The organism is Desulfarculaceae bacterium (genome assembly GCA_020444545.1).
Lineage (GTDB): Bacteria > Desulfobacterota > Desulfarculia > Desulfarculales > Desulfarculaceae > Desulfoferula.
Window position 1 is genome coordinate 692,519 of sequence record JAHLKT010000002.1, and the last position, 20,826, is coordinate 713,344.

At 66.3% G+C, this 20,826-nt stretch carries 21 protein-coding genes; 8 read left to right on the forward strand and 13 right to left on the reverse strand.

The window, feature by feature from the left end; all coding sequences use genetic code 11:
• Window positions 1–113: 113 nt before the first annotated feature.
• The 9 genes from KQH53_07680 to KQH53_07720 all read right to left on the reverse strand — a co-directional run bounded on the left by KQH53_07680 (window position 114) and on the right by KQH53_07720 (window position 9,803).
• Window positions 114–1,181, reverse strand: coding sequence for a hypothetical protein (locus KQH53_07680; protein ID MCB2226543.1), 1,068 nt, complete (start codon window positions 1,179–1,181; stop codon window positions 114–116).
• Window positions 1,160–2,575 carry an argininosuccinate lyase gene (gene argH / locus KQH53_07685; GenBank protein ID MCB2226544.1) on the reverse strand — a complete coding sequence of 472 codons (1,416 nt, stop codon included), beginning with the start codon at window positions 2,573–2,575 and terminating at the stop codon, window positions 1,160–1,162. The genes KQH53_07680 and argH overlap by 22 nt, the downstream gene beginning before the upstream one ends.
• 30 nt (window positions 2,576–2,605) lie before the next feature.
• Window positions 2,606–3,817, reverse strand: a complete 1,212-nt coding sequence (locus tag KQH53_07690; protein MCB2226545.1) for an argininosuccinate synthase — start codon at window positions 3,815–3,817, stop codon at window positions 2,606–2,608.
• On the reverse strand, window positions 3,814–4,752 hold the full coding sequence (argF, locus tag KQH53_07695; protein MCB2226546.1) for an ornithine carbamoyltransferase: 939 nt from the start codon (window positions 4,750–4,752) through the stop codon (window positions 3,814–3,816). The genes KQH53_07690 and argF overlap by 4 nt, the downstream gene beginning before the upstream one ends.
• Window positions 4,753–4,754: 2 nt before the next feature.
• On the reverse strand, window positions 4,755–5,936 hold the full coding sequence (locus KQH53_07700) for an aspartate aminotransferase family protein (GenBank protein ID MCB2226547.1): 1,182 nt from the start codon (window positions 5,934–5,936) through the stop codon (window positions 4,755–4,757).
• A 105-nt stretch (window positions 5,937–6,041) separates the two neighbouring features.
• Complete coding sequence (gene argB / locus KQH53_07705) at window positions 6,042–6,935, reverse strand: acetylglutamate kinase (GenBank protein MCB2226548.1); 894 nt, start codon at window positions 6,933–6,935, stop codon at window positions 6,042–6,044.
• A 12-nt stretch (window positions 6,936–6,947) separates the two neighbouring features.
• Complete coding sequence (gene hslU / locus KQH53_07710) at window positions 6,948–8,315, reverse strand: ATP-dependent protease ATPase subunit HslU (GenBank protein MCB2226549.1); 1,368 nt, start codon at window positions 8,313–8,315, stop codon at window positions 6,948–6,950.
• Window positions 8,316–8,840, reverse strand: a complete 525-nt coding sequence (hslV, locus tag KQH53_07715) for an ATP-dependent protease subunit HslV (GenBank protein MCB2226550.1) — start codon at window positions 8,838–8,840, stop codon at window positions 8,316–8,318.
• Between the two features lie 15 nt (window positions 8,841–8,855).
• Window positions 8,856–9,803 (reverse strand): tyrosine recombinase XerC, encoded by a 948-nt coding sequence (locus KQH53_07720; GenBank protein ID MCB2226551.1) that lies wholly within the window; start codon window positions 9,801–9,803, stop codon window positions 8,856–8,858.
• 92 nt (window positions 9,804–9,895) lie between these two features.
• Here KQH53_07720 and KQH53_07725 point away from each other — a divergent pair, with 92 nt between their 5' ends.
• The 6 genes from KQH53_07725 to KQH53_07750 all read left to right on the forward strand — a co-directional run bounded on the left by KQH53_07725 (window position 9,896) and on the right by KQH53_07750 (window position 14,875).
• The gene (locus KQH53_07725; GenBank protein MCB2226552.1) at window positions 9,896–10,054 is read left to right on the forward strand and encodes a hypothetical protein; all 159 of its coding nucleotides are present in this window, start codon (window positions 9,896–9,898) and stop codon (window positions 10,052–10,054) included.
• On the forward strand, window positions 10,055–10,669 hold the full coding sequence (locus KQH53_07730) for a hypothetical protein (GenBank protein MCB2226553.1): 615 nt from the start codon (window positions 10,055–10,057) through the stop codon (window positions 10,667–10,669). It abuts the gene before it with no gap.
• Between the two features lie 209 nt (window positions 10,670–10,878).
• Window positions 10,879–12,960, forward strand: coding sequence for an elongation factor G (fusA, locus tag KQH53_07735; GenBank protein ID MCB2226554.1), 2,082 nt, complete (start codon window positions 10,879–10,881; stop codon window positions 12,958–12,960).
• The gene (locus tag KQH53_07740; protein ID MCB2226555.1) at window positions 12,956–13,459 is read left to right on the forward strand and encodes a MogA/MoaB family molybdenum cofactor biosynthesis protein; all 504 of its coding nucleotides are present in this window, start codon (window positions 12,956–12,958) and stop codon (window positions 13,457–13,459) included. The genes fusA and KQH53_07740 overlap by 5 nt, the downstream gene beginning before the upstream one ends.
• 5 nt (window positions 13,460–13,464) lie before the next feature.
• Window positions 13,465–13,908 (forward strand): DNA-binding protein, encoded by a 444-nt coding sequence (locus KQH53_07745; protein MCB2226556.1) that lies wholly within the window; start codon window positions 13,465–13,467, stop codon window positions 13,906–13,908.
• Between the two features lie 76 nt (window positions 13,909–13,984).
• A complete protein-coding gene (locus KQH53_07750) occupies window positions 13,985–14,875 on the forward strand; it encodes an acyltransferase (protein ID MCB2226557.1) in 891 nt (296 codons plus the stop codon).
• Between the two features lie 10 nt (window positions 14,876–14,885).
• Here the strand turns inward: KQH53_07750 and KQH53_07755 are convergent, their stop codons facing one another.
• Genes KQH53_07755 through KQH53_07770 form a run of 4 tightly spaced genes read right to left on the reverse strand, consistent with a single transcriptional unit; the run spans window position 14,886 to window position 18,780 of the window.
• On the reverse strand, window positions 14,886–15,320 hold the full coding sequence (locus KQH53_07755) for a Mut7-C RNAse domain-containing protein (protein ID MCB2226558.1): 435 nt from the start codon (window positions 15,318–15,320) through the stop codon (window positions 14,886–14,888).
• Window positions 15,317–16,117 carry a DUF4292 domain-containing protein gene (locus KQH53_07760; protein ID MCB2226559.1) on the reverse strand — a complete coding sequence of 267 codons (801 nt, stop codon included), beginning with the start codon at window positions 16,115–16,117 and terminating at the stop codon, window positions 15,317–15,319. The genes KQH53_07755 and KQH53_07760 overlap by 4 nt, the downstream gene beginning before the upstream one ends.
• A 4-nt stretch (window positions 16,118–16,121) precedes the next feature.
• Window positions 16,122–17,864 (reverse strand): tetratricopeptide repeat protein, encoded by a 1,743-nt coding sequence (locus tag KQH53_07765; GenBank protein ID MCB2226560.1) that lies wholly within the window; start codon window positions 17,862–17,864, stop codon window positions 16,122–16,124.
• 25 nt (window positions 17,865–17,889) lie between these two features.
• Complete coding sequence (locus KQH53_07770; GenBank protein MCB2226561.1) at window positions 17,890–18,780, reverse strand: RNA polymerase factor sigma-32; 891 nt, start codon at window positions 18,778–18,780, stop codon at window positions 17,890–17,892.
• Between the two features lie 413 nt (window positions 18,781–19,193).
• Here KQH53_07770 and KQH53_07775 point away from each other — a divergent pair, with 413 nt between their 5' ends.
• Entirely contained in the window at window positions 19,194–20,051 is an 858-nt protein-coding gene (locus KQH53_07775) for an alpha/beta hydrolase (GenBank protein ID MCB2226562.1), read from the forward strand.
• Between the two features lie 2 nt (window positions 20,052–20,053).
• Window positions 20,054–20,818 (forward strand): DNA repair protein RecO, encoded by a 765-nt coding sequence (recO, locus tag KQH53_07780; protein MCB2226563.1) that lies wholly within the window; start codon window positions 20,054–20,056, stop codon window positions 20,816–20,818.
• Window positions 20,819–20,826: the final 8 nt, after the last annotated feature.

The following is a 20,826-nucleotide window of genomic DNA, read 5'->3' on the forward strand; positions in this document are numbered from 1 at the left end:
CGGCCGCCAAGCGCGGCTCCAGATAACTTCCCTTAAATTGGCCCTTTTGTCAAGACTGGCCGGGCCCCGAAAAAGGGGACCCGGCCAAGTTTTTACCTAAAACCAGCGGTCAGCTAGGGAAGGTGCACTATATCCAGCACCTCGCTGAATTGGCTCTCGTTGCCCGCCTCGTCCACCGTGGTGATGCGGTAATAGTAGGCCTTCTCGGGCTTGACGCCCTTGTCCACGTACACGTTCTCCACCAACAGGGACTCGTTGACCTTGGTCCAGGGGCCGGTCTTGCCCTTGCGGTATACGTAGTAGCCCGCCACGTCGGCCGAGGCGCTGGGGGTGAAGCGCAGGTAGATGCCCTCCTTGGCGCTGGCCGCGGCCAGGTCGCTGGGCGGCGCGGGCGGTGTCTTGTCAGTGGGCTTAACCTGGGCCCAGGCGCTGCCCACCCCGGGCAGGTTCTTGTCCTTGTAGCCGCGCACCGCGTGCACCCGGTAGGAATACTGCGCGCCGTTGGTCACGGTCTTGTCGGTGAGGGCGGGCTTGGTCAGGGGGCGCTCGTTGAGCTGCTTGGTGCCGTCGGGGCCCTTGCGCATCACGATGTAGCCCGCGATGTCGGTGAGGGTCTTGCCGTCGGCCGAGAGCTTCACCTCGTCCCAGGCCAGCACCACCTGGCCGTCGCCGGGGGCCGCGCTCAGGCTGGCCGGGGCGGCGGCTGGCAGTAGGCGGGGCATTCGGACCAGGGGCGACCTGCCGCTAGCGCGTCCCGCCGCGTCGATGAGCACCACCTGATACAGGGCCTCCTGGTTCACCGGGGCGCTGCGGTCCAGATACACGAAACGACCGCCTTCCTGCGCGCTGGCCTGGCCCTTTTTCTGGGGCTTGGCCGGCAGGTCGAAGCGGTGGTACTTGCGCAGATTGGGCGGGCACGGCGGACAGGCGGGGTCGCCGGTCAGGGGCAGATAGCCGTAGTACAGGCGGATTTCCTCGACGGCCCGGGCGGGGGTGGGCGCGCCGGGCACGCTGAAGCTCACTTGCATGCCCTCGGCCACCGGCTTTACCTCTATGTTGCCCGGAGCCACGGGAGCCAACTGGCTTGAGGGCGTGGGCGGAGCCTTGACCCCGCAGCCCCCGGCCAGAAGGGCCGCCGAGATAATCAACAGAATTGCCGCTAAGCTGAGCCTTCTGGCCATAACCGCTTCCTCGCCTCCTCTAGGGCTGCTTCCACGTTTTGGCGGGCGGTGCCGCCGGGCGATATGCGCCGGTCCACGGCCCGGACCGGATCCAAGGCCTGTTTTAACCCGACTCCCAGCTCGACCTCAAGCCCTTCGCACAACCGGGCGTGATCTTCCTCGCCCAGGTCCTCCAGGGTGCACACCCTTTCCTCGGCCAGGCGCACCGCCTTGCCCGCCACCTCGTGGGCCACCCGGAAGGGCACCCCCTGGGCGGCCAGGTAGTCGGCCAGCTCGGTAGCGTTGAGGAAGCCGTGCCCCACGGCCAGCTCCATGCGCGAGGCGTTGACGTGCATGGTGGAGATCATGGGGGCCATGACCAGCAGGCAGTCCATCACCGTGTCGAACGCGTCGAACACCGGCTCCTTGTCCTCCTGCAGGTCCTTGTTGTAGGCCAGGGGCAGACCCTTGAGCACGGTCATCAGCGCGATCAAATCTCCCATCACGCGGCCGGTCTTGCCCCGCACCAGCTCGGCGGCGTCGGGGTTCTTCTTCTGGGGCATGATGGAGCTGCCGGTGGCAAAGGCGTCGCTCAGGCTGATGAAGCCGAACTCCTGGCTGGACCAGAGCACCAGCTCTTCGGCCAGGCGCGACAAATGCACCTGCACCAGGCTGAGCACGAAGAGGAACTCGGCCGCGAAGTCGCGGTCGCTCACCGCGTCCAGGGAGTTGTTGAACACCGCGCCGAAGCCCAGCTCCCGGGCCACCGAGGCTGGGTCCAGCTTGAAGCTGGTGCCCGCCAAGGCGGCCGCGCCCAGGGGCAAGACCGCCGCGCGGCCCAGGCACCCGGCCAGACGCTCGCGGTCGCGCCAGGCCATCTCCACGTAGGCCAGGAGATGGTGGGCCAACAAAACCGGCTGGGCCCGCTGCAAGTGGGTGTAGCCGGGCATGATGGTGGTGGTGTGCTCGCCGGCCACCTCCACCAAGGCCCGCTGGAAGCCGATCAACGCGCTATCCAGCTCGCGGCCCGCGTCCATGATCCACAGGCGCAGGTCCGTGGCCACCTGGTCGTTGCGGCTACGGGCGGTGTGCAGCCGTCCGGCCGCCTCGCCGATGATCTCCTTGAGGCGCATCTCCACGTGGGTGTGAATGTCCTCCAGGGAGTCGGACCAGGCCATCTGCCCGGCCTCGATCTCGGCGCGCACCTGCTCCAGCCCGGCGATGATCTTTTCAGCGTCGGCCTGGCTCAAGACCTCTTGCCGGGCCAGCATGGCCGCGTGGGCCTGGGAGCCCCGGATGTCCTGCAAATAAAGGCGGCGGTCCACCCCGATGGAGGCGTTGATGCGCTCCATGAGCTGGTGGGGTCCCTCGCCGAAGCGTCCGCCCCAGAGCCTTTTGCCTTTATCGTCAGCCACTTTACTCTATTCCCTAATAGTGCGGTTGAACTACTTCTTGGCCTGTTCCAGGGCATGCCGAATGCGTAGCCGGAGGCCGTTGAGCCGGATGAAGCCGGTGGCGTCGGCCTGGTCGTAGACCGTGTCCGCCTCAAAGGTGGCGATGTCCGGCCTATACAGGCTGTTGGGCGAGCGGCGGCCTAGGACCGTCACGTTGCCCTTGTAAAGCTGTAGCTTGACCTCGCCGGTCACTGGCTCGGCCGCCTTGTCCATCATGCCCTGCAACAGCTCCATCTCCGGGCTGAACCAGTAGCCGTAGTAAATCAGCTCGCTGTAATGCGGGAGCAGGTTGTCGCGGATGCGCAGCACCTCGCGGTCCAGGCACAGGCTCTCCAAGGCCAGATGGCCGGCGCGCAGGATGGTGCCGCCCGGGGTCTCGTACACTCCCCGGCTCTTCATGCCCACGTAGCGGTTCTCCACCAGATCCACCCGGCCCACGCCATGCTTGCCGCCCAGCTCGTTGAGCTTGGCCAACAGCGCCGCGGGGGTGAGCTTCTCGCCGTTGACCGCGATGGCGTCGCCCGCCTCGAACTCCAGGATGACTTCCTCGGGCTGGTCCGGGGCCGCCTGGGGCGACACGCTAAGCACAAACATGTCCTCCGGCGGAGTGGCCCAGGGGTCTTCCAGGATGCCGCCCTCAAAGGAGATGTGCAGCAGGTTGCGGTCGCTGGAGTAAGGCTTGGCCTTGGTTACCGGCACGGGGATGCCGTGCTTGGTGGCATAGGCCACCAGGGCCTCGCGGGAGTTCATGTCCCACTCCCGCCAGGGGGCGATGATCTTCAGGTCCGGGGCCAGGGCCTGGTAGCCCAGCTCGAAACGCACCTGGTCGTTGCCCTTTCCCGTGGCGCCGTGGCTCACCGAGTCGGAGCCGGTGTCGCGGGCGGCCTTGACCTGCCCCTTGGCGATCACCGGGCGGGCCAGGCTGGTGCCCAGCAGATAGCGGGTCTCGTAGATGGCCCCGGCCCTGAAGGCGGGGAACACGTAGTCGCGGACGAACTCCTCTTTGAGGTCGTCCACGATGACCTCGCTGGCTCCGGTGTCCAGGCCTTTTTGGCGGGCCTCTTCCAGCTCCTCGCCCTGCCCCAGGTCGGCCACGTAGGCCACCACTTCGCAGTCATAGGTCTCGATGAGCCACTTCAGGATGATGGAGGTGTCCAGGCCGCCGGAATAGGCGAGCACCACCTTCTTGATGTCTTTTGTCATGACTTTTCACTCTCTTGCGGCCCCATAAGGGCCTCCAGGACGGCCTTTTGCATGTGCAGCCGGTTTTCGGCCTGGTCCCAGACCACCGACTGCGGGCCTTCCATGACCTCGTCGCTGATTTCCTCGCCCCGGTGGGCGGGAAGACAATGTAGCACAATGGCCTCGGGATCGGCCAGGGACAACAGCTCCTTATCCAGGGTGTAGCCGCCAAAGGACTTCAGCCGTTCGCCGGCCTCGGCCTCCTGACCCATGGAGGCCCACACGTCGGTGTTGACCACCTGGGCCCCCTTGATGGCTTCCCGGGGGTCGCCGCTCAGGTTGATGGTCGCTCCCTGCTCCCGGGCGTAGCCAACGATCTCCGGGTCTGGAAGGAAGCCGTCCGGACATGCCAGGTTCAGGGTGAGCCCCAGGGCGGCGGCGGCCTCCAGCCAGGAATGGGCCATGTTGTTGCCGTCGCCCAGCCAGGCGTAGGTGAGCCCGTCCAAGCGGCCGAAATTCTCCTGCACCGTAAGCAGGTCGCTGAGCACCTGGCAGGGGTGATACAGGTCGGTGAGCGCGTTGATCACCGGGATGGAGCCCCAGCGGGCCAGCTCGCTGACCACTTCCTGGCCAAAGGTGCGCACCACCACCCCGTCCACGTAGCGGCTCAGCACCCGGGCGGTGTCCTTGAGCGGCTCGTCGCGGCCCAGCTGGCTGTCCCGCGAGGTCATGAACAGGGTGTTGCCGCCCAGCTGGTTGATGCCCACCTCAAAGGACACCCTGGTCCGGGTGGAGGGCTTGTCGAAGATCAGGGCCACGCTCTTGCCTGCCAGAGGCTGGCCATGGCCCGCGCCCTTGAGCGCGGCCTTGAGCTCGGCGGCCCGGGCCACCAGGCCCCGCACCTCTTCGGGGCTCAGGTCGCGGATGGTCAGCAGGTGTTCGGTTTTGAGCTTCATGACTATTCCGCCTCGGCCAGGACCTGGTCCAGGGCCGCTATGAGTCCGTCGATCTCGTCCCGGCTCACCACCAGGGGCGGCACGAAGCGAAGCACCGTGTCCTGGGTGGCTCCCACGATGTAGCCCAGGTCGCGGAGCTTGCCCACCAGGGGGCCGGCCTCCCGGTCCAGGGCCAGGCCCAGCATAAGGCCCAGGCCGCGCGCCTCCAACACGCAGGCATGCTTGGCGGCCAGCTCCTCCAGCCGGGTCTTGAAGTAGAAGCCCTCGGCCTCGGCGTGCTCCACCAGGCCCCGGTTGATCAGATGATCCAGCACCACCCCGGAGGCGGCCATGATCACCGGGCCGGCCCCGAAAGTGGTGGCGTGGGTGCCGGGTCCGAAAAGAGCCGCCGCCTTTTCCTCGGCCAGGATGGCCCCGGCGGGCAGGCCGTTGGCCAGGGCCTTGGCCAAGGTCATCACGTGCGGAGTCACCCCCCAGTGCTCGTGGGCGAACAGCTTGCCCGTGCGGCCCAGGCCGGTTTGCACCTCGTCGAACAAGAGCAGCGCGCCGTTGGCCTCGCACAGCTCCTTGAGCCCGGCCAGATAGCCGTCAGGCGGCACCACCACCCCGCCCTCGCCCAGGACCGGCTCGGCCAACACGGCGCAGACGTTATCGTCCCAGGCCGCCTTGACCGCCTCCAGGTCGCCGAAGGGCACGTGCTTGAAGCGGGGCACCAGGGGGTCGTAGCCCTTTTGGATCTTGTCCTGGCCCGTGGCCGAGAGGGTGCCCAGGGTGCGGCCGTGGAAAGACCGCTCCATGGTGATGATGGTGAAGGCCCCGTTCTTCTTTTCCTTGCCCCACAGCCGGGCCAGCTTGAGGGCTCCCTCATTGGCCTCGGCCCCGGAGTTGCAAAAGAACACCCGGTCGGCAAAGGAGTTGTTCACCAGCATCTGGGCCACAGCGGCCTGAGGCTCGGTGTAGTAGAGGTTGGACACGTGCACCAGGTTCAGGGCCTGGTTGCACACCGCCTGGGCCACGCCGGGATGGGCGTGTCCCAGGTTCGTCACCGCGATGCCGGCCAAAAAGTCGGTGTACTGCTTGTCCTGGTCGTCCCACAGCCGGCATCCCTGGCCCCGCACAAAGGTGATGGGGGCCCGGGCGTAGGTCTTCATAACGTATTTATCGATAAGCTCCGCGGCTTGCATGGCTCGCTCCTTAAAGCTGGGAAATTTTCTCGCGCGAAAAAACAGCCTTGCTGGGATGCGGCCTTATCGTCGTTTTTGCGGCATGGGTCTGGTCCCCACTTCTTGCTAGCGCTCGCTGAAAATGGTGCCCACGCCCTTGTCGGTGAAGACCTCCAAGAGTAGCGCGTCCGGCACCCGCCCGTCGATGACGTGGGCCCGCTCCACTCCCGCGTCCAGGGCGGAGAGGCAGCAGTTCACCTTGGGGATCATGCCACCGGCGATGACCCCCTCCTCCATGAGTTGCCCGGCCGTGGCCCGGGTCAAGGAGCTTATCAGCTTTCCCTCGGAATCCAAGACCCCGGGCGTGTCGGTCATCATGATCAGCTTGGAGGCGCGCAGCCTTCCGGCCACCGCCCCGGCCACCAGGTCGGCGTTGATGTTGAGTGAGGCCCCGTCCGGCCCCACCCCCACCGGCGCGATCACCGGGATGAAAGCGCCGTGCTCCAGGGCGTGCAGCACCTGGGCGTCCACGCTCTCCACCTGGCCCACCAGGCCCAGGTCGATTATCTCGGGCGGCTGGTCGTCCTTGGCGCACTTGCGGGTCATCTGCATCTTGCTGGCCTTGATCAGCCCGCCGCCATGGCCGCTGAGCCCCACGGCCCGGCCGCCGTGCTGGTTGATCAGCCCCACGATGGAGGTGTTCACCTGGCCCACCAGGACCATCTGCACCACGTCCATGACCTCGGGGCTGGTAACCCTCATGCCGTCGATGAACTCGCAGGCGATGTCCAGGCGCTTGAGTAGCTCGCCGATCTGGGGGCCGCCGCCGTGCACCACCACCGGGTAGATGCCCACGGCCCTGAGCAAAATGACGTTCAGGGCGAAGCTCTGCTTGAGGGCCTCGTCCACCATGGCGTGGCCGCCATACTTGACCACCACGGTCTGCCCCGAGAAGCGCTGGATATAGGGCAGCGCCTCGATCAGGGTCTGGGCGGTCACTTGGGGGTCTAGGGGAGCCATAGCATTTGCTTCCTAAAGAATGTAGCGGCTCAGGTCGCGGTCCGTGCTTATCTCGGACAAGCGCTGTTTCACGTAGGCTGCGTCAATGGCCAGGCTCACGCCGTCCATGTCCGGAGCCTCGAAGCTCACCTCTTCCAAGAGGCGCTCCATCACCGTGTGCAGCCGCCGCGCCCCGATGTTCTCGGTGGCCAGGTTCACCTTGGAGGCGATCTCGGCGATCTCCTTGATGGCGTCCTCGCCGAACTCCAGGGTCAGTCCTTCGGTCTTCATCAGTTCCTCGTACTGCCGGATCAGGGCGTTGTGCGGCTCGGTGAGGATGCGCACGAAGTCCTCGGCGCTCAAGGCGCTAAGCTCCACCCGGATGGGGAAGCGGCCTTGCAGCTCGGGCACCAGGTCGCTGGGCTTGGCCACATGGAAAGCGCCCGCGGCGATGAACAAGATATGGTCGGTCTTGATCATGCCGTACTTGGTGGTCACCGTGGAGCCCTCCACCAGGGGCAGCAGGTCGCGCTGCACGCCCTCGCGGCTCACGTCCGGGCCGTGGCCCGCCTCCCGGCCCGCGATCTTGTCGATCTCGTCCAGGAAGATGATGCCCTCCTGCTCCACCTTGGCCATGGCCTCGGTCACCACCCGGTCCATGTCGATGAGCCGGCCGGCTTCCTCGCCCGCCAATATCTCCAGGGCCTCGGGCACCTTCACCTTGCGGCGCTTGGTCTGCTGGGGGAACATGCCGCCCAGCATGTCCTTGAGGTTCATGCCCATCTCTTCCATGCCCCCGGCCGAGAATATCTCCACCATGGGCGTGGGGCCTTGGGACTGCACCTCCAGGTCCACGTAGCGCTCGTTCATCTTGCCTTCGCGCAACAGGCGGCGCAGCTTGCTGCGGGTGGGGTTGATCTCCTCGCCCACCCGGACCACCTCCAGATGGCCCGCCTCTTCCTCGCCCTTGTCGTCGCCCGGGCGGCGCGGGGGCAAGAGAATATCCAGCAGCCGCTCCTCGGCCAGCTCGCGGGCCTTGGCTTTTACGGTCTCGTGCTCCGCCTCCTTGACCATGTTGATGGCCAGCTCGGTCAGGTCGCGGATCATGGACTCAACGTCGCGGCCCACGTAGCCCACCTCGGTGAACTTGGAGGCCTCGACCTTGAGGAAAGGCGCGTCGGCCAGGCGGGCCAGCCGCCGGGCGATCTCGGTCTTACCCACCCCGGTGGGGCCGATCATGATGATGTTCTTGGGTGCGATCTCGTCGCGCAGGTGCTCGGGCACTTGGCGGCGCCGCCAGCGGTTGCGCAGCGCGATGGCCACGCAGCGTTTGGCGTCGTGCTGGCCGATGACGTACTTGTCCAGCTCGGCCACGATCTCTCTGGGGGTCAGGGTTGCCATTTATAGGCTCTCCACCTTCACCTGGTGGTTGGTGTAAATGCATATGTCCGCCGCGATGCGCATGGCCTCGCGGGCGATCTCCTCGGGCTTCATCCCGGTGTTGCCCACCAGGGCCCGGGCCGCGGCCAAGGCGAAAGGCCCGCCCGAGCCGATGGCCGCCACCCCCTCCTCGGGGTCGATTACGTCGCCCGAGCCGGAGATGATCAAGAGCTGCTCCTTGTCGGCGGCTAACAAGAGCGCCTCCAACTGGCGCAGCACCTTGTCGGTGCGCCAGTCCTTGGCCAGCTCCACCGCCGCGCGGGTTAGGTTGCCGGCATAGGCCTCCAGCTTGCTCTCCAGGCGCTCGAACAGGGTGAAGGCATCGGCCGTGGCCCCGGCGAACCCGGCCAGCACCTGGTCGTGGTACAGCCGCCGCAGCTTGTTGGCGCTGGCCTTCATCACGGTGTTGCCCATGGTCACCTGGCCATCGGCGGCCATGACCACACCTTCCTGGTGACGAATGGCCAAAACCGTGGTGCCGCGCATATTGTTGGCGGGCATCTAGCCCTCCTTGTCCTGGTCATCCCCATGGGCCCGGGGATGGGCTTGATCATACACCTTGAGCAACCGGTCCACCGTCAGATGAGTATACTTCTGGGTGGTGGATAAACTCCGGTGCCCCAGCATTTCCTGCACGCTGCGCAGGTCCGCCCCGCCTTCCAAAAGGTGGGTGGCCATGGCGTGCCGAAGGGCGTGGGGGCTCAAGCGCCGCCCGTGGCTCAGCTCGCCGGCGTAGCGGGCCACCAAACTCTGCACGCTGCGCGGGCTCAGCCGCCCTCCCCGCTGGTTGAGAAACAGAGCCTGCTCCTCGCCGCTGCCCTCGGCCAAGAGTTCGGGCCGCGCCACCAGGTAGCGGTTCAGGGCCTCGGCCGCGCGCGCCCCCACGGGCACCCAGCGCTCCTTGCCGCCCTTGCCGCTCACCACCCTGACCAAGGCCAGGTCAAGGCGCAGATGGCCGATGTCCAGGCCGGTGAGCTCGCTCACCCTGAGGCCGCTGGAGTACAACAGCTCCAGCATGGCCACATCGCGCAAGGTGGCCGCCTGTTGCGCCCGGCTCTGGGCTTTGGCCGCCCCCCGGGACGGGCCTTGCACCAAATGGAAGGCCTCGTCCACGCTCAGCCGGGCGGGCAGATGCTTGCCCTGCCGGGGCGGGGTCACCTGCCGGGGCGGGTTGGCCGCCACCACCTCCCGGGCCACCAGGAAGTCGAAGAACTTCCTCAGGCTCATGAGCTTGCGGGACATGGTGGAGCGCTTCTTCGTCTTCAGGCCGTCGGCCAGCCAGGCCAGCACGTCGTTGTCGTGCACCGAGGGCCAGTCCCACCCAGGCGCGCGATCGCTAAGAAAAGCCGCGAACTCGCGCACGTCGCGCACATAGGCAGCCCGGGTCAGGGGCGCGGCCCCCGCGCCTTCGGCCAGGTATCCCTCGAACGCGGCCAGCAGCTCCGGCAAGGCCTCCCTCGCTCGCTTTCCGTTGCCCTCGCCCGGGGTCCTAACCCCTTGGGCCGCAACGTGAAAAAACAATATCATATCCCGTGAGTGCCATGAAGCAAGTCAAAATAAAAATGCGGCCTCGTTGGAGCCTGGCAACAACAGCAGGAAGCGCGCTGGCAAACGGCAAACCCGACTTCGCTGGACATGGCGGCAAAAATATTTTAACCAGTAAGGGCGGCTATTCGTCCGTCAGGGGGGATAAGAAATAAATGAACAAGAAGCTGTTTGCTCTTTGGGTTTGCCTGGCCTTGGCGGGTATGGCCTGCGCCTCCACCTCTCCCAAGACCGGCACGCTCGGCACCGGTTCCGAACATGTCAACCTGAACCCGCCTGCCACTTTCTATTTGGAACTGGCCTCGGTCCCAGATGACTCTCCCATCTATATGATTTGGGATGATTATTTTGCCACGGTCCCTGGCCTGCTCAAGCCGCCACCCCTGGAGAAGGTGGTCATCCGCAAAGTCACCGCCGCCATGAGTTATCGGGGGCTGGTGCCCAAACCTCGTGGCCAGGCCTCCCTGCGGGTGGTGGCCTCTTTTGACGCCAAAGCCCCTGCCAACCGGATCGGTGACGAGAGCAAGAAGAGCCAGGAAATCAAGTACAAAATCCGCTTCTCCCTAGCGGTGTTCAAGGCCGAAGGCGGCACCAAGCCCGCCTGGCGGGGCTGGTGCACCAGCGTCGCTCCCTTTGACCACGTACTGAACGCCCTCAATATTGGGGTGGCGGCGGTGGTCAAGCATTGGGGCGAGCGGGCCAACGGGGGGACCCGGGTAAATATCCCCAGAGACGACCCGTTATATCGGTTGGTGAGCCAAACGCCCTGACTGCCGGGCGCACTCCGCTTCCGGGCCAGAGAGCCTTTTCCATTACCCTCCCCCAACGGCTTCTTGGGCCCCCCCGGCGGGGCCCACGCTAAAAAAACTCTCCAGCACCAAGCCACCACTTGACTTGTTCCCGGCGCTTGGTTAATTTTGGCCGTTAACTTATCTTTATACCGACAATAGTCATCGCCCGAGCTTTTTTAGGAGCCGACATGAGCAGCGACAAAATCAAGGCAACCAGAACCGTGGCCCTGGTGGGACACGGCGGATCCGGCAAGACCTCCCTGGCCGAGGCGATGCTTTTCAACGCCAAGGCCATCGACCGCCTGGGCAAGGTGGACGAGGGGACCGCGGTCCTGGACTGGGAGCCTGAAGAGGCCAAGCGCGGGGGCAGCATCAGCGCCTCTTTCGGCCACTACTCCTTTAACAAGCACAACGTCAATCTGGTCGACGCTCCGGGCGACGACAACTTCCTCTCCGACGCGGCCGCCGCCCTGCGCGCTGTGGACGGCGTGGTCATGGTGGCCGACGCCATCGACGGCGTGAAGGTGCAGGGCGAGAAGGTCTGGCAGTTCGTGGACGCCGAGGGGTTGCCCGCCCTGGTGGTGGTCAACAAGATGGACCGCGAGCGGGCCGACTTCGACGCGGCGGTCAACATGATCCCCGACATGCTGGGCATCAAGGCTGTGCGCTTGCAGATCCCCATCGGCGCGGCCGAGAGCTTCAGCGGCGTGGTGGATCTGCTGGCCAACAAGGCCTACACCTTTGAAGGCGGCAAGATGACCGTCGGCGATATTCCCGCCGACCTGGCCGACAACGTGGAGGCCGCCCGCGAGGTGCTCATCGAGGACATCGCCGAGGCCGACGACACCCTGATGGAGCGCTACCTGGAGGGCGAGGAGCTCACCGCCGACGACCTGGCCAAGGGCCTGGCCAAGGGCGTGTCCGAGCGCCTGTTCCTGCCGGTGGCCGCTTCCGCCGCGCTCAAGAACATGGGCGTGCAGCCGGTGATGGACCTGATCAACCGCCTGCTGCCCTCCCCCCTGGACCGGGGCGCGGTCAAGGGAGTCAAGCCGGGCAGCGAGGACGAGGAGACCCGCGAGCCCGACGCCGGCGCGCCCTTCAGCGGCCTGGTGTTCAAGACCGTGGCCGACCCCTTTGCCGGCCGCCTGAGCATGGTGCGCGTGTTCTCCGGCACCCTGACCTCGGACATGCAGCTGTTCAACCCCAACCGCGACGCCAAGGAGCGCTTCGGCCAGCTCTACGCCCAGACCGGCAAGACTCAGAAGAATGTGAGCGAGGCCCTGCCCGGCGACATCGTGGCCATTCCCAAGCTCAAGGAAACCCACACCGGCGACACCCTCTGCGCGGGCAACGAGCCCATCCAGTTCGCCGACATCGAACCCCTCCCGGCGGTGATCTCCTACGCCATCGAGGCCAAGGAAAAGGGCGACGAGGAAAAGGTCTTCGCGGGCATCAACAAGCTTTTGGAAGAGGACCCCACCCTGCGCCTGGACCGCGACCCTCAGACCAACGAGGCCCTTCTCTCGGGCATGGGCTCGGTGCACATCGAGACCACCCTGGACCGCCTCAAGCGCAAATTTGGTGTAGAGGTGAACCTCAAGACCCCCAAGGTGCCCTACCGCGAGACCATCAAGGGCTCGGTCAGGGTGCAGGGCCGCTACAAGAAGCAGACCGGCGGCCGCGGCCAATTCGGAGACACCTGGCTGGAGATCAGCCCGGCCGAAGAGGGCGAAGGCTACGTGTTCCTCGACGAGATCGTGGGCGGCTCCATCCCCCGCCAATACATCCCGGCGGTGGAAAAGGGCATCGGCGAGGCCATGTTGGGCGGCGTGTTGGCCGGCTACCCCATGGTGGACGTGAAGGTGCGCCTGGTGGACGGATCTTTCCACCCGGTGGACTCTTCGGAAATGGCCTTTAAGGTGGCCGGTTCCATGGGCTTCAAAAAGGGCGCGGTGCAGTGCAAGCCCACCCTGCTGGAGCCGATCATGAAGCTGACCGTGATGGTGCCCGAGGACGCTATGGGCGACGTGATGGGCGACATTTCCTCCCGCCGGGGCCGCGTGCTGGGCATGGACGCCAAGGGCTCCCTGCAGATCATCAGCGCCCTGGTTCCCATGTCCGAGGTGCTCACCTACCAGCCGGAGCTCACCTCCATGACCGGCGGCCGCGGCGCCTTCACCATGGAGATGGACCACTACGAGGAAGTGCCCGGCGACGTGCAGGCCAAGATCGTGGAAGCCTATGAGCAGGCCAAGGAGGAAGGCAATTAGCTTTCCCGCCGCCATTCTGACCATCAGCGACAAGGCAAGCCAGGGCCGGCGGGAGGATCTCGCCGGCCCTGCGCTCGTCGAGCTCTTGGCCAAGGCCGGCATTACGGCCACGGTGCAGGAGACCGTCTCCGACGATCCCCAGGGCATCGTGGCCGCGCTGAGACGCTACGCCGACGAGCTGCGCCTGCCCCTGGTGGTCACCACCGGCGGCACCGGCCTGAGCCCCCGCGACAACACCCCCGAGGCCACCGCCCAAGTCATCCAGCGCCCGGTGCCCGGCCTGGCCGAGGCCATGCGCGCCGAGGGCCTGAAGCACACCCCCCACGCCATGCTCTCCCGGGGCCTGGCCGGGGTGCGCGGGGCCACCCTGATCATCAACCTTCCCGGTTCGCCGCGCGGCGCGCTGGAAAACCTGGAGGCCGTGCTGGCCGCCCTGCCCCATGCCCTGGAGAAGCTCTGCGGGGACACCAGCGACTGCGCCCGGCCCCTTCCCGAGTAGACATCATGCAAGCATCAGAAGCCAAGTTCGGCCGAGTGTTCATCATGCGCCTGGAAGACGGCGACAGTCTGCCCACGGTCATCGAGGAGTTCGCCCGCGACCAGGGCATCAGCCACGGCCTGGTGGCCTTGCTGGGAGCCTTGGGCGAGGGCGCTCTGGTGGCCGGCCCGGCCGACTCAGAGGCCCGCCCCGTGCCGGTGATCACCAACCCCGTAACCGCTATCCACGAGGCGGCCTGCCTGGGGCTCATCGCCCCCAACGAGAGCGGCGAGCCGGGCCTGCATATGCACGGCGTGTTGGGCCGGGGAGCGGACACCGCGGCCGGCTGCCTGCGCCCGGGCATCGAGGTGTGGCAGGTGGCCGAGGCGGTGATCTTCGAGCTTACCGAAAGCGAGGCGCTGCGGCGCTTCGACCAGGCCACCGGTTTCGGCTTGTTGCAGACCAAGTGACCTCGCGGCGGTTTGACTTCCCCCGCCCCGCCTGTAGACTTTAGCCAGCATCCTTCCTCTTAGAGATTGGCCCAAAATGATACGCTTGCTGACGGGGCGTCTGCGCGGCGCCCTGGCGCTGGCCTCTTATGCCCTGAATACTCTTTTCTGGTCGATACCCCTTTTTGCCATGGCCGCGGCCAAGTTCACCGTGCCCCTGCGGGCCTGGCGGCGGCTCTGCGACCGCGCCTTGAACGGCATCCTGGTGGGCTGGGTGTACGTCAACGGCCTGAACCAGCGTTTCATCAGCCGGGTTAATTATCAGGTCAGCGGCCTGGAGGACGTAAGGCCCGACCGTTGGTACCTGGTGCTTTCCAATCACCAGTCATGGGCCGATATCCTGGTCTTGCAAAACGTGTTCAACCGCAAGATTCCCCATCTCAAGTTTTTCATCAAGAGCGGGCTCAAGTGGATGCCCGTGTTGGGTTGGGCCTGGATGGCCCTGGAGTTCCCCTTCATGAAGCGCTACTCGCGGGAGAAGCTGGCCAAGAAGCCCAAGCTTCAGGGACGGGACATGGACATCACCCTGCGGGCCTGCGCCAAGCTCAAGGCCTTCCCCGCCACCATGATGAACTTCGCCGAAGGCACCCGCTTCAGCCATGCCAAGCGTGACCGCCAGGGCTCGCCTCACGCCAATCTGCTGCGACCCAAGGCCGGGGGGGCCTCCCTGGTGCTGAACGCCCTGGGCGACCGACTGCACAAGGTGCTCAACGTGACCATCTCCTATCCTCAGCAGACGGGCACTTTCTGGGATTATCTCTGCGGCCGGATGCGCGAGATCAAGATCGTGGTGGAACCCATCGCGGTGGGGCCGGAGCTGGTGGGCGACTATAGCACCGACTCCGAGTACCGGCTTCGTTTTCAGCAGTGGTTGAACAAGGTGTGGTGCGACAAGGACAACGCCCTGAGTCGCCTCAAGGGGCAGTAAGCCGAAACGTCTAAGGCACTGTCAGCAGGTGCGAGAGCCGCTCCCGCGCCCTCTGCCCGTGGCTGCCCGGCCAGAACACCTTCTTGCAGCGCGGGCATGTGGTGAAGCCCTCCGCCGTGTCCAGCACGTAGTCCGGCACCCGACCAGCTACCTGGCCCCGCTCCAGGGGCTCCACGGGCACATTGCAATCCAGACAGCGCGACAGGAACTTGGCCGAATCGGGCCGGAGCCCCAACTCTTCGGCCACCTGGCGGAGCTGGTCCTCCAGCTTGTCGTGGGCCACGAAAACGACGCCAGGGCGTCCTTGCCAGGCCTTGCGGCGGGTGAGCACCGTTTCGCCGGGCGCGGCCTGGGCGGGGGGGCGTTTTACATGGGGGGCGTCGTAACCAAGCAGGCGCAGCCAGCGGGCCAAGCGGCCCAGCATGGCGTCGCAAATAAGCCTCATGGCAGGCGCACCACCTCCAGGCCCGGCGGCAGGCTGGCCTCGAACAGGGCCGGGTCCGGGGATTGGTTTAGCTCCAAGGTGTCGTTGATCAATAGCAGGCTGCGTCCCGTGCCGTCATCGGCCTGGAGCCGCTTGGGGTAGCGCGAGTTCAAGGCGCTTATCATCTGGCCGAAGCTGGTCTGCAAGTTCACCCGGCCCGAGGCGTCCTCCAGCCAGGCGCGGCTAACCACGAAATCGCCGGGATCGAACACCAGCCCCTGGCTGACCTGCCGCCCCGCCTCCACCAGGCGCAGCATCGCGCCCTCCCCGCCCTCCACCGGGCTCACCGTGGCGGCGGAGCCCACGGGCAACAGGGGCGGCGCGCCGATGAGCACCGCGAAGATCTCGCCGGGCGAGAGGCTCAGGCCCAGGAAGCGGGACAGGTTTTCCCGGGAGGCCGTGCCCACATAGGCCCGGTTCTCGCGGAAAGACAAGACGCTCAGCTTGCGGCCGTCCACCACCACCCGCAAAAGGGGCTGGCCAAAGGGCCCCAGCACCTCGGCCCGCAAACGGTCCGGGGCCTGGCCGATGATCACGTGGTCGCCGTGCACCTCGCCCTGGGGAGCCTTGACCTCGATCTCGCCGCGCATGACAAAGCTTTTGACAGCCAGGCGGCGGCTTTCCAGGCCTTGCCTGGCCGCCTCGGGAGTGGGGAGGTTGCTAAGGGTGGTTCCGCCGGGCAGGTGGATGCAGGAGGTTAGCGCCAAGCAGAGCATGAGCGCCAGCAAGGCGTAGCCTATGGTTCGGGTGACGGGCATGAGCTCATTGGCCGCTCGGCGCGTCGCGCAGCATCCGGCGGGCCTGCTCCAGCTTGGAGGTCAGAGCCTTTCGTTCGCCGGGCATAAGCTGCAACGCCTTGCCGTAAGCCTCCACGGCCAGCTTGTAGCGCTTCATCTTCATGGCCGCGTCGCCCAGATGCTCGTAGATCACCGGGTCGCGCCTGCCGCCAGCAGTGGCCTGCTCCAGGTAGTTGAGGGCCTGCTTGTAGTCGCCCTTCTGATAATGCACCCAGCCCAGGCTGTCGAGGATGTAGTAGGCCCCGGGCTCCACGGCCAGGGCGCGCCGGATGTAGCTCTCGGCCGCGTCCAGGTCCCGTTTTTGTTCGGCCAGGGAATAGCCCAGGTAATTCAGGGCGCGGGCGTGGCGGTCGTCCAGGCTGATGGCCTTTTGCATCTGCTCCAGGGCCGCCGGCCGGTTGCCCTCTTTGTCCAGGACCACCCCCAGGCGGAAGGTGGCTTCCGCATTGCCCGGCTCCAGCTTGAGCGCCTGCCGAAGTTCCTGCTCCGCCTCGGCCAGGTTCTTGCTGGCTTCGGCCAAGGCGGCCAGGGCCATGTGCAGGTCCGCCTCGCGGGGGAAGAGCTTCAGGGTTTCCTTGAGCACCTTCCCCGCCTCTTCGGGCTGGTTCAGGTCCAGGAGAATCTCGGCCTGCAACAGGCGGCTCTCCACGTAGAACTCGGAGCTGGGCGGCACCTCCTCCAGCATCTCCAGGGCCTGCTCGGACTTGCCCATCTCCTGCAAGGTAAGGCCCAGGTAGTAGCGGGCCCGGTGCTTCTTGGGGTTCAACTCTAGGATGGCCCGGAACTCGTCGGCCGCCTGGCCGTAGCGCTTTTGCTGCAAAAAGACCAGGCCGATCTTGATGCGAACTTCCAGGTCGTCGCGGCTCAGGCCCTTGAGGATGGCAAACTGGTTCAAGGCCTCCTGGTAGCGCCCGGAGCGCAGATACAGGCGTCCCAGGCGCTCGTGGGCCAGGGTGGATTCGGGATTATGTCTAAGGATGGCCAAATACATGGCCTCGGCACGGGCCAGGTTGCGTTGCAGCTCATAGAGGCGGGCCAGCTCGTACTGAGCCCCCTGCAGATCGGGCGAGAACCTGAGCGCGGCCTGGAAGCTCTTCTCGGCCGCGGCGTAGCGCTTCAGGCGCATCTGGGCCTGACCCAGGTAATACAGGGCAGGCACCAGGTCGGGCTCCTGCTGCACCAGGGGGGTGAGCACTTTTAAGGCCGCCTCGGCCTGATGGTCCTCCAGGTACAGGGTGCCCAGGAGCAGGCGGGCGTCCTCCTGGTCCGGGTTGATGCTCAGGGCCTTTTCATAGGCCGCCACCGCGCGCGAGATTTCCTTGCGGTTGGTGTAGACCCCGCCCAGGAGCAGCCAGCCGTCCACCAGGTCCGGGCTCAGGCGCACTGCCTCGCGGGCCTCTTCCAGGGCCTTGTCCACCTGGTTGACCCGGATTAAGAGACGGGCCATCTCCAGGTGCAGATAGCCGCTTTTGGGGTCCGCCTCCTGGGCCTGGCGCAGGAACTTGATGGCCTCCACCTTGTCCCCGGCCCGCAGGCGCAGTTGGGATTGGGCATAGAGGGCCAGGGAGTCCAGCTTCACCGGCTTGGCCGGGGCGGCCTGGGGCAAGGGCTGGGGCGTGGGAACCTGCCGGGAGGGGCCGGTGGCGCAACCGGTGGCCACCAGCAGGCACAAAGCCAGCCCGGCCGCCAGCCGGAGGGGGCGGAGCACCGAAACCGCGCGGCCCGCGACGGGCCTAATCGCCTTCCACCAAGTCGGCAAACTGTTCCTCGAAGTTGGGTATACGCTCGCTGAGCCGTTCCTTGAGCTTTTCCATGAGCCGCACCTGGAGCTGCCGGATGCGCTCCCGGCTCACGCCGTGCTCCTCGCCCAGGTCGTTCAGGGTCATGGGGTCCTCGGACAGGAGGCGGCGGTCCAGGATGTCTTTTTCCTTGTCGTCCAGAGTCTCGCGCACGGCCATGAGCTCGTCGTGGAAAAGCTGCCGGAGCTCCTGGTTGGCCAGCTCGTCGTCCAGGTCGGGCTGCTCCTCGTCGGTCAGGAAGCTCTGATGCGCCTCGTCGGAGTCCTCGCGCACCGGGGCGTCCAGGCTCAGCTCCCAGGAGTCAAGTCGCTGGGACATCTCGATGACGTCTTTCTCGCTGACCCCCAGGCGGGTGGACAACAGCTTGGGGCCGGGGGTGATGCCCTGGGCCTGGAGCTTTTCCTGCTCGCGCTTGAGATTGTAGAACAGCTTGCGCTGGGCCTGGGTGGTGCCCAGGCGCACCAGGCGCCAGTTGTCCATGATGAACTTGAGTATGTAGGCCTTGATCCAGAAAGAGGCGTAATAAGAGAACTTGATGCCCCGGAAGGGGTCGAACTTCTGCACCGCCTGCAACAGGCCGATGTTGCCTTCCTGGATAAGGTCCAGCAGGTTGCGCATCCAGTAGCGCTGGTGATCCATGGCGATCTTCACCACCAGGCGCAAATTGCTGGTCACCAGCTTGGCGGCCAGGTCAGGGTCGCCGGTCTCGTAATAGGCCTTGGTAAGCTCCAGCTCCTGTTCGCGGGTAAGCAGGGGGTAGTGGCGGGCCTCCCACAGATAGCGTTGCAAGGCGCTGGCCTGGGCGGGGGGGCCTCCGGCGGGCATGGGCACCAGGCCGCCGCCCTCCTTTAAGCCGTCGTCCACTTCAGCATCATCGCCATCGCCGTCCTCGGGCCCGGAAAAGTCCAGGTCGAGCTCCTTGCCCTCCTCGGGGTTGGGCTCCTCCTCGGGCTCGGGGTCCAGCACCTCGGGCTCCACCACCGGCGGAGTCGCCTCGGGGGCGGTCTTCTTCCGGCTGGTGGTGCTGCTTTTCTTTTTGCTGGTCTTGGCCGGGGCTTTGGCTTTGGATTTTGCTTTGCTTTTCTGTGCCATGTCGCCTTTCGCGGCGGGATCTGCCCAAACAGCCTTTGCAGCGCCCATAATTGGGTTAAGATAGGCACCTGGGCCGGGGACGAAAAGTCCGCTTGATTAAGAAGATACTAGCCGCCATGCCCAGCGGCAACCAAAAAGGAGCTTCCATGCCGCCCGCCGCCCTTCCCGCGCCCCCCCAAGGTCTCGGACACTATTGGCTGCGCCGGGACTGGGGCTGGCTGCACCTGGTATCCGGCGGCCAAGGCCCGGCCCTGTGGCTGGTGCACGGCCTGGGCGGCAGCGCCCACGACTTCTACGCCCTGGCCCCCTATCTGCAAGAGCGCTTCACTTTGCTCATCCCGGACCTGCCCGGCTCGGGCGACTCGGACAAGCCGGACCTGGCCTACTCGCCCCGATTGTTCGTGGAGGAGCTGGCCGAAGTATCCGTCGAGCTGGGCCTGGAGAGCGCCTTTTGGCTGGGCCACTCCATGGGCGGGCAGATCGTGCTCACCCAGGGTCTGGAGCGGCCGGAGCTGACCCGGGCGGTGGTGGCGGTGTGCCCGGCCGGGGGCCACAAGCGGGTCGGCCGGCTCCAGCGTCTAGCGTTGTCCCTTTTCGCCCGGCCCGACGGCCACCTGCGCATTTACCACCGATCCTTGATTGCCCTGTGGATACGCAACATCTACGGCGACCCCAACCATCCCTCCCGCCAGGAGCTGACCCGCCGGGTGCAGGCCCAGTGGGACTCCCTGGAAGGCCCCTTGGTGGAGCGCTCCTTCGTGCGAGCGGGCCGGACTCTGCTGGAGGAGCCCCTTTGGCATCGCCTGGACACCATGAGCGTGCCGGTGATGATGGTGGGCGGCCGCAAGGACCGCATCACCCCTGCACGCCATGTGGGACGCCTCTTGGGCCACCTTCCCTACGGCACCCCCTTTCACCTGCTTCCTTGCGGCCACATGCCGGTGTACACCCGGCCCCAGGAACTGGCCCTGCTGGTGTCCGGCTTCCTGGGGGAGATTGCCTAGCCGTGTTGCCTCCGGCTACGCGGGGCCTGGTGCTGCGCCTGCGCTCCCTGGGCGAGAGCGACCTCTTGGTGGACCTGTTCACCCGCCGCCTGGGCCGCCTCACCGCCGTGGCCAAGGGCGGCAAGCGCTCCAAGCAGCGCTTCTTCGGGGTGCTCCTGGCCGGGCACTTGCTGGAGATGGACCTGGCCCCCACCAAAAGCGCGGACTTGTGGCGCCTGGAGAGCGCCAGGGTTTTGGCCGCCCACGTGGGCCTGCGGGCCGACTACCGCCGCCTCATGGCCTCGGGCCCGGTGCTGGAGCTATTGCTCAGGGCCACGCCGGTGCAGGCCCCCCAGCCCGGAGCCCTGGAGCTGGCCCAGGCCACCTTGGGGCGCATGGAAAAGGCCAGCGACCCGGCGGAGCTGGGCTCGGCCCTGGTCATATTCCTGGCCCGCCTCCTGGAGCTGTTAGGCTATGGCCTGAACCTGGACTCCTGCCTGCTCTGCGGACGCCCCCACACCGGAGCTGGCGGTGGCCGCCTCAGCCTGGGCGGAGGCCTCACCTGCCCGGCCTGCCCGCCTGGGCAGCGCGACCACCCCGCCCCGGCGGGGCTGATCAAATCCCTGCGCGCCGCCGTGAGCCTGGAGCCCGCCGCCTTGGGACGCCTGCGCCTGCCCATGGATCAGGTTTCCGGGGCGTTGGCCTTTTTAGGCGAGTTCTGGCAGGAGATCGTGGGCAACGACCTGCCCAGCCTGGGGCTGGCCGCGCGCAGCCTGGCGAAAAGATGAAGGCAAGA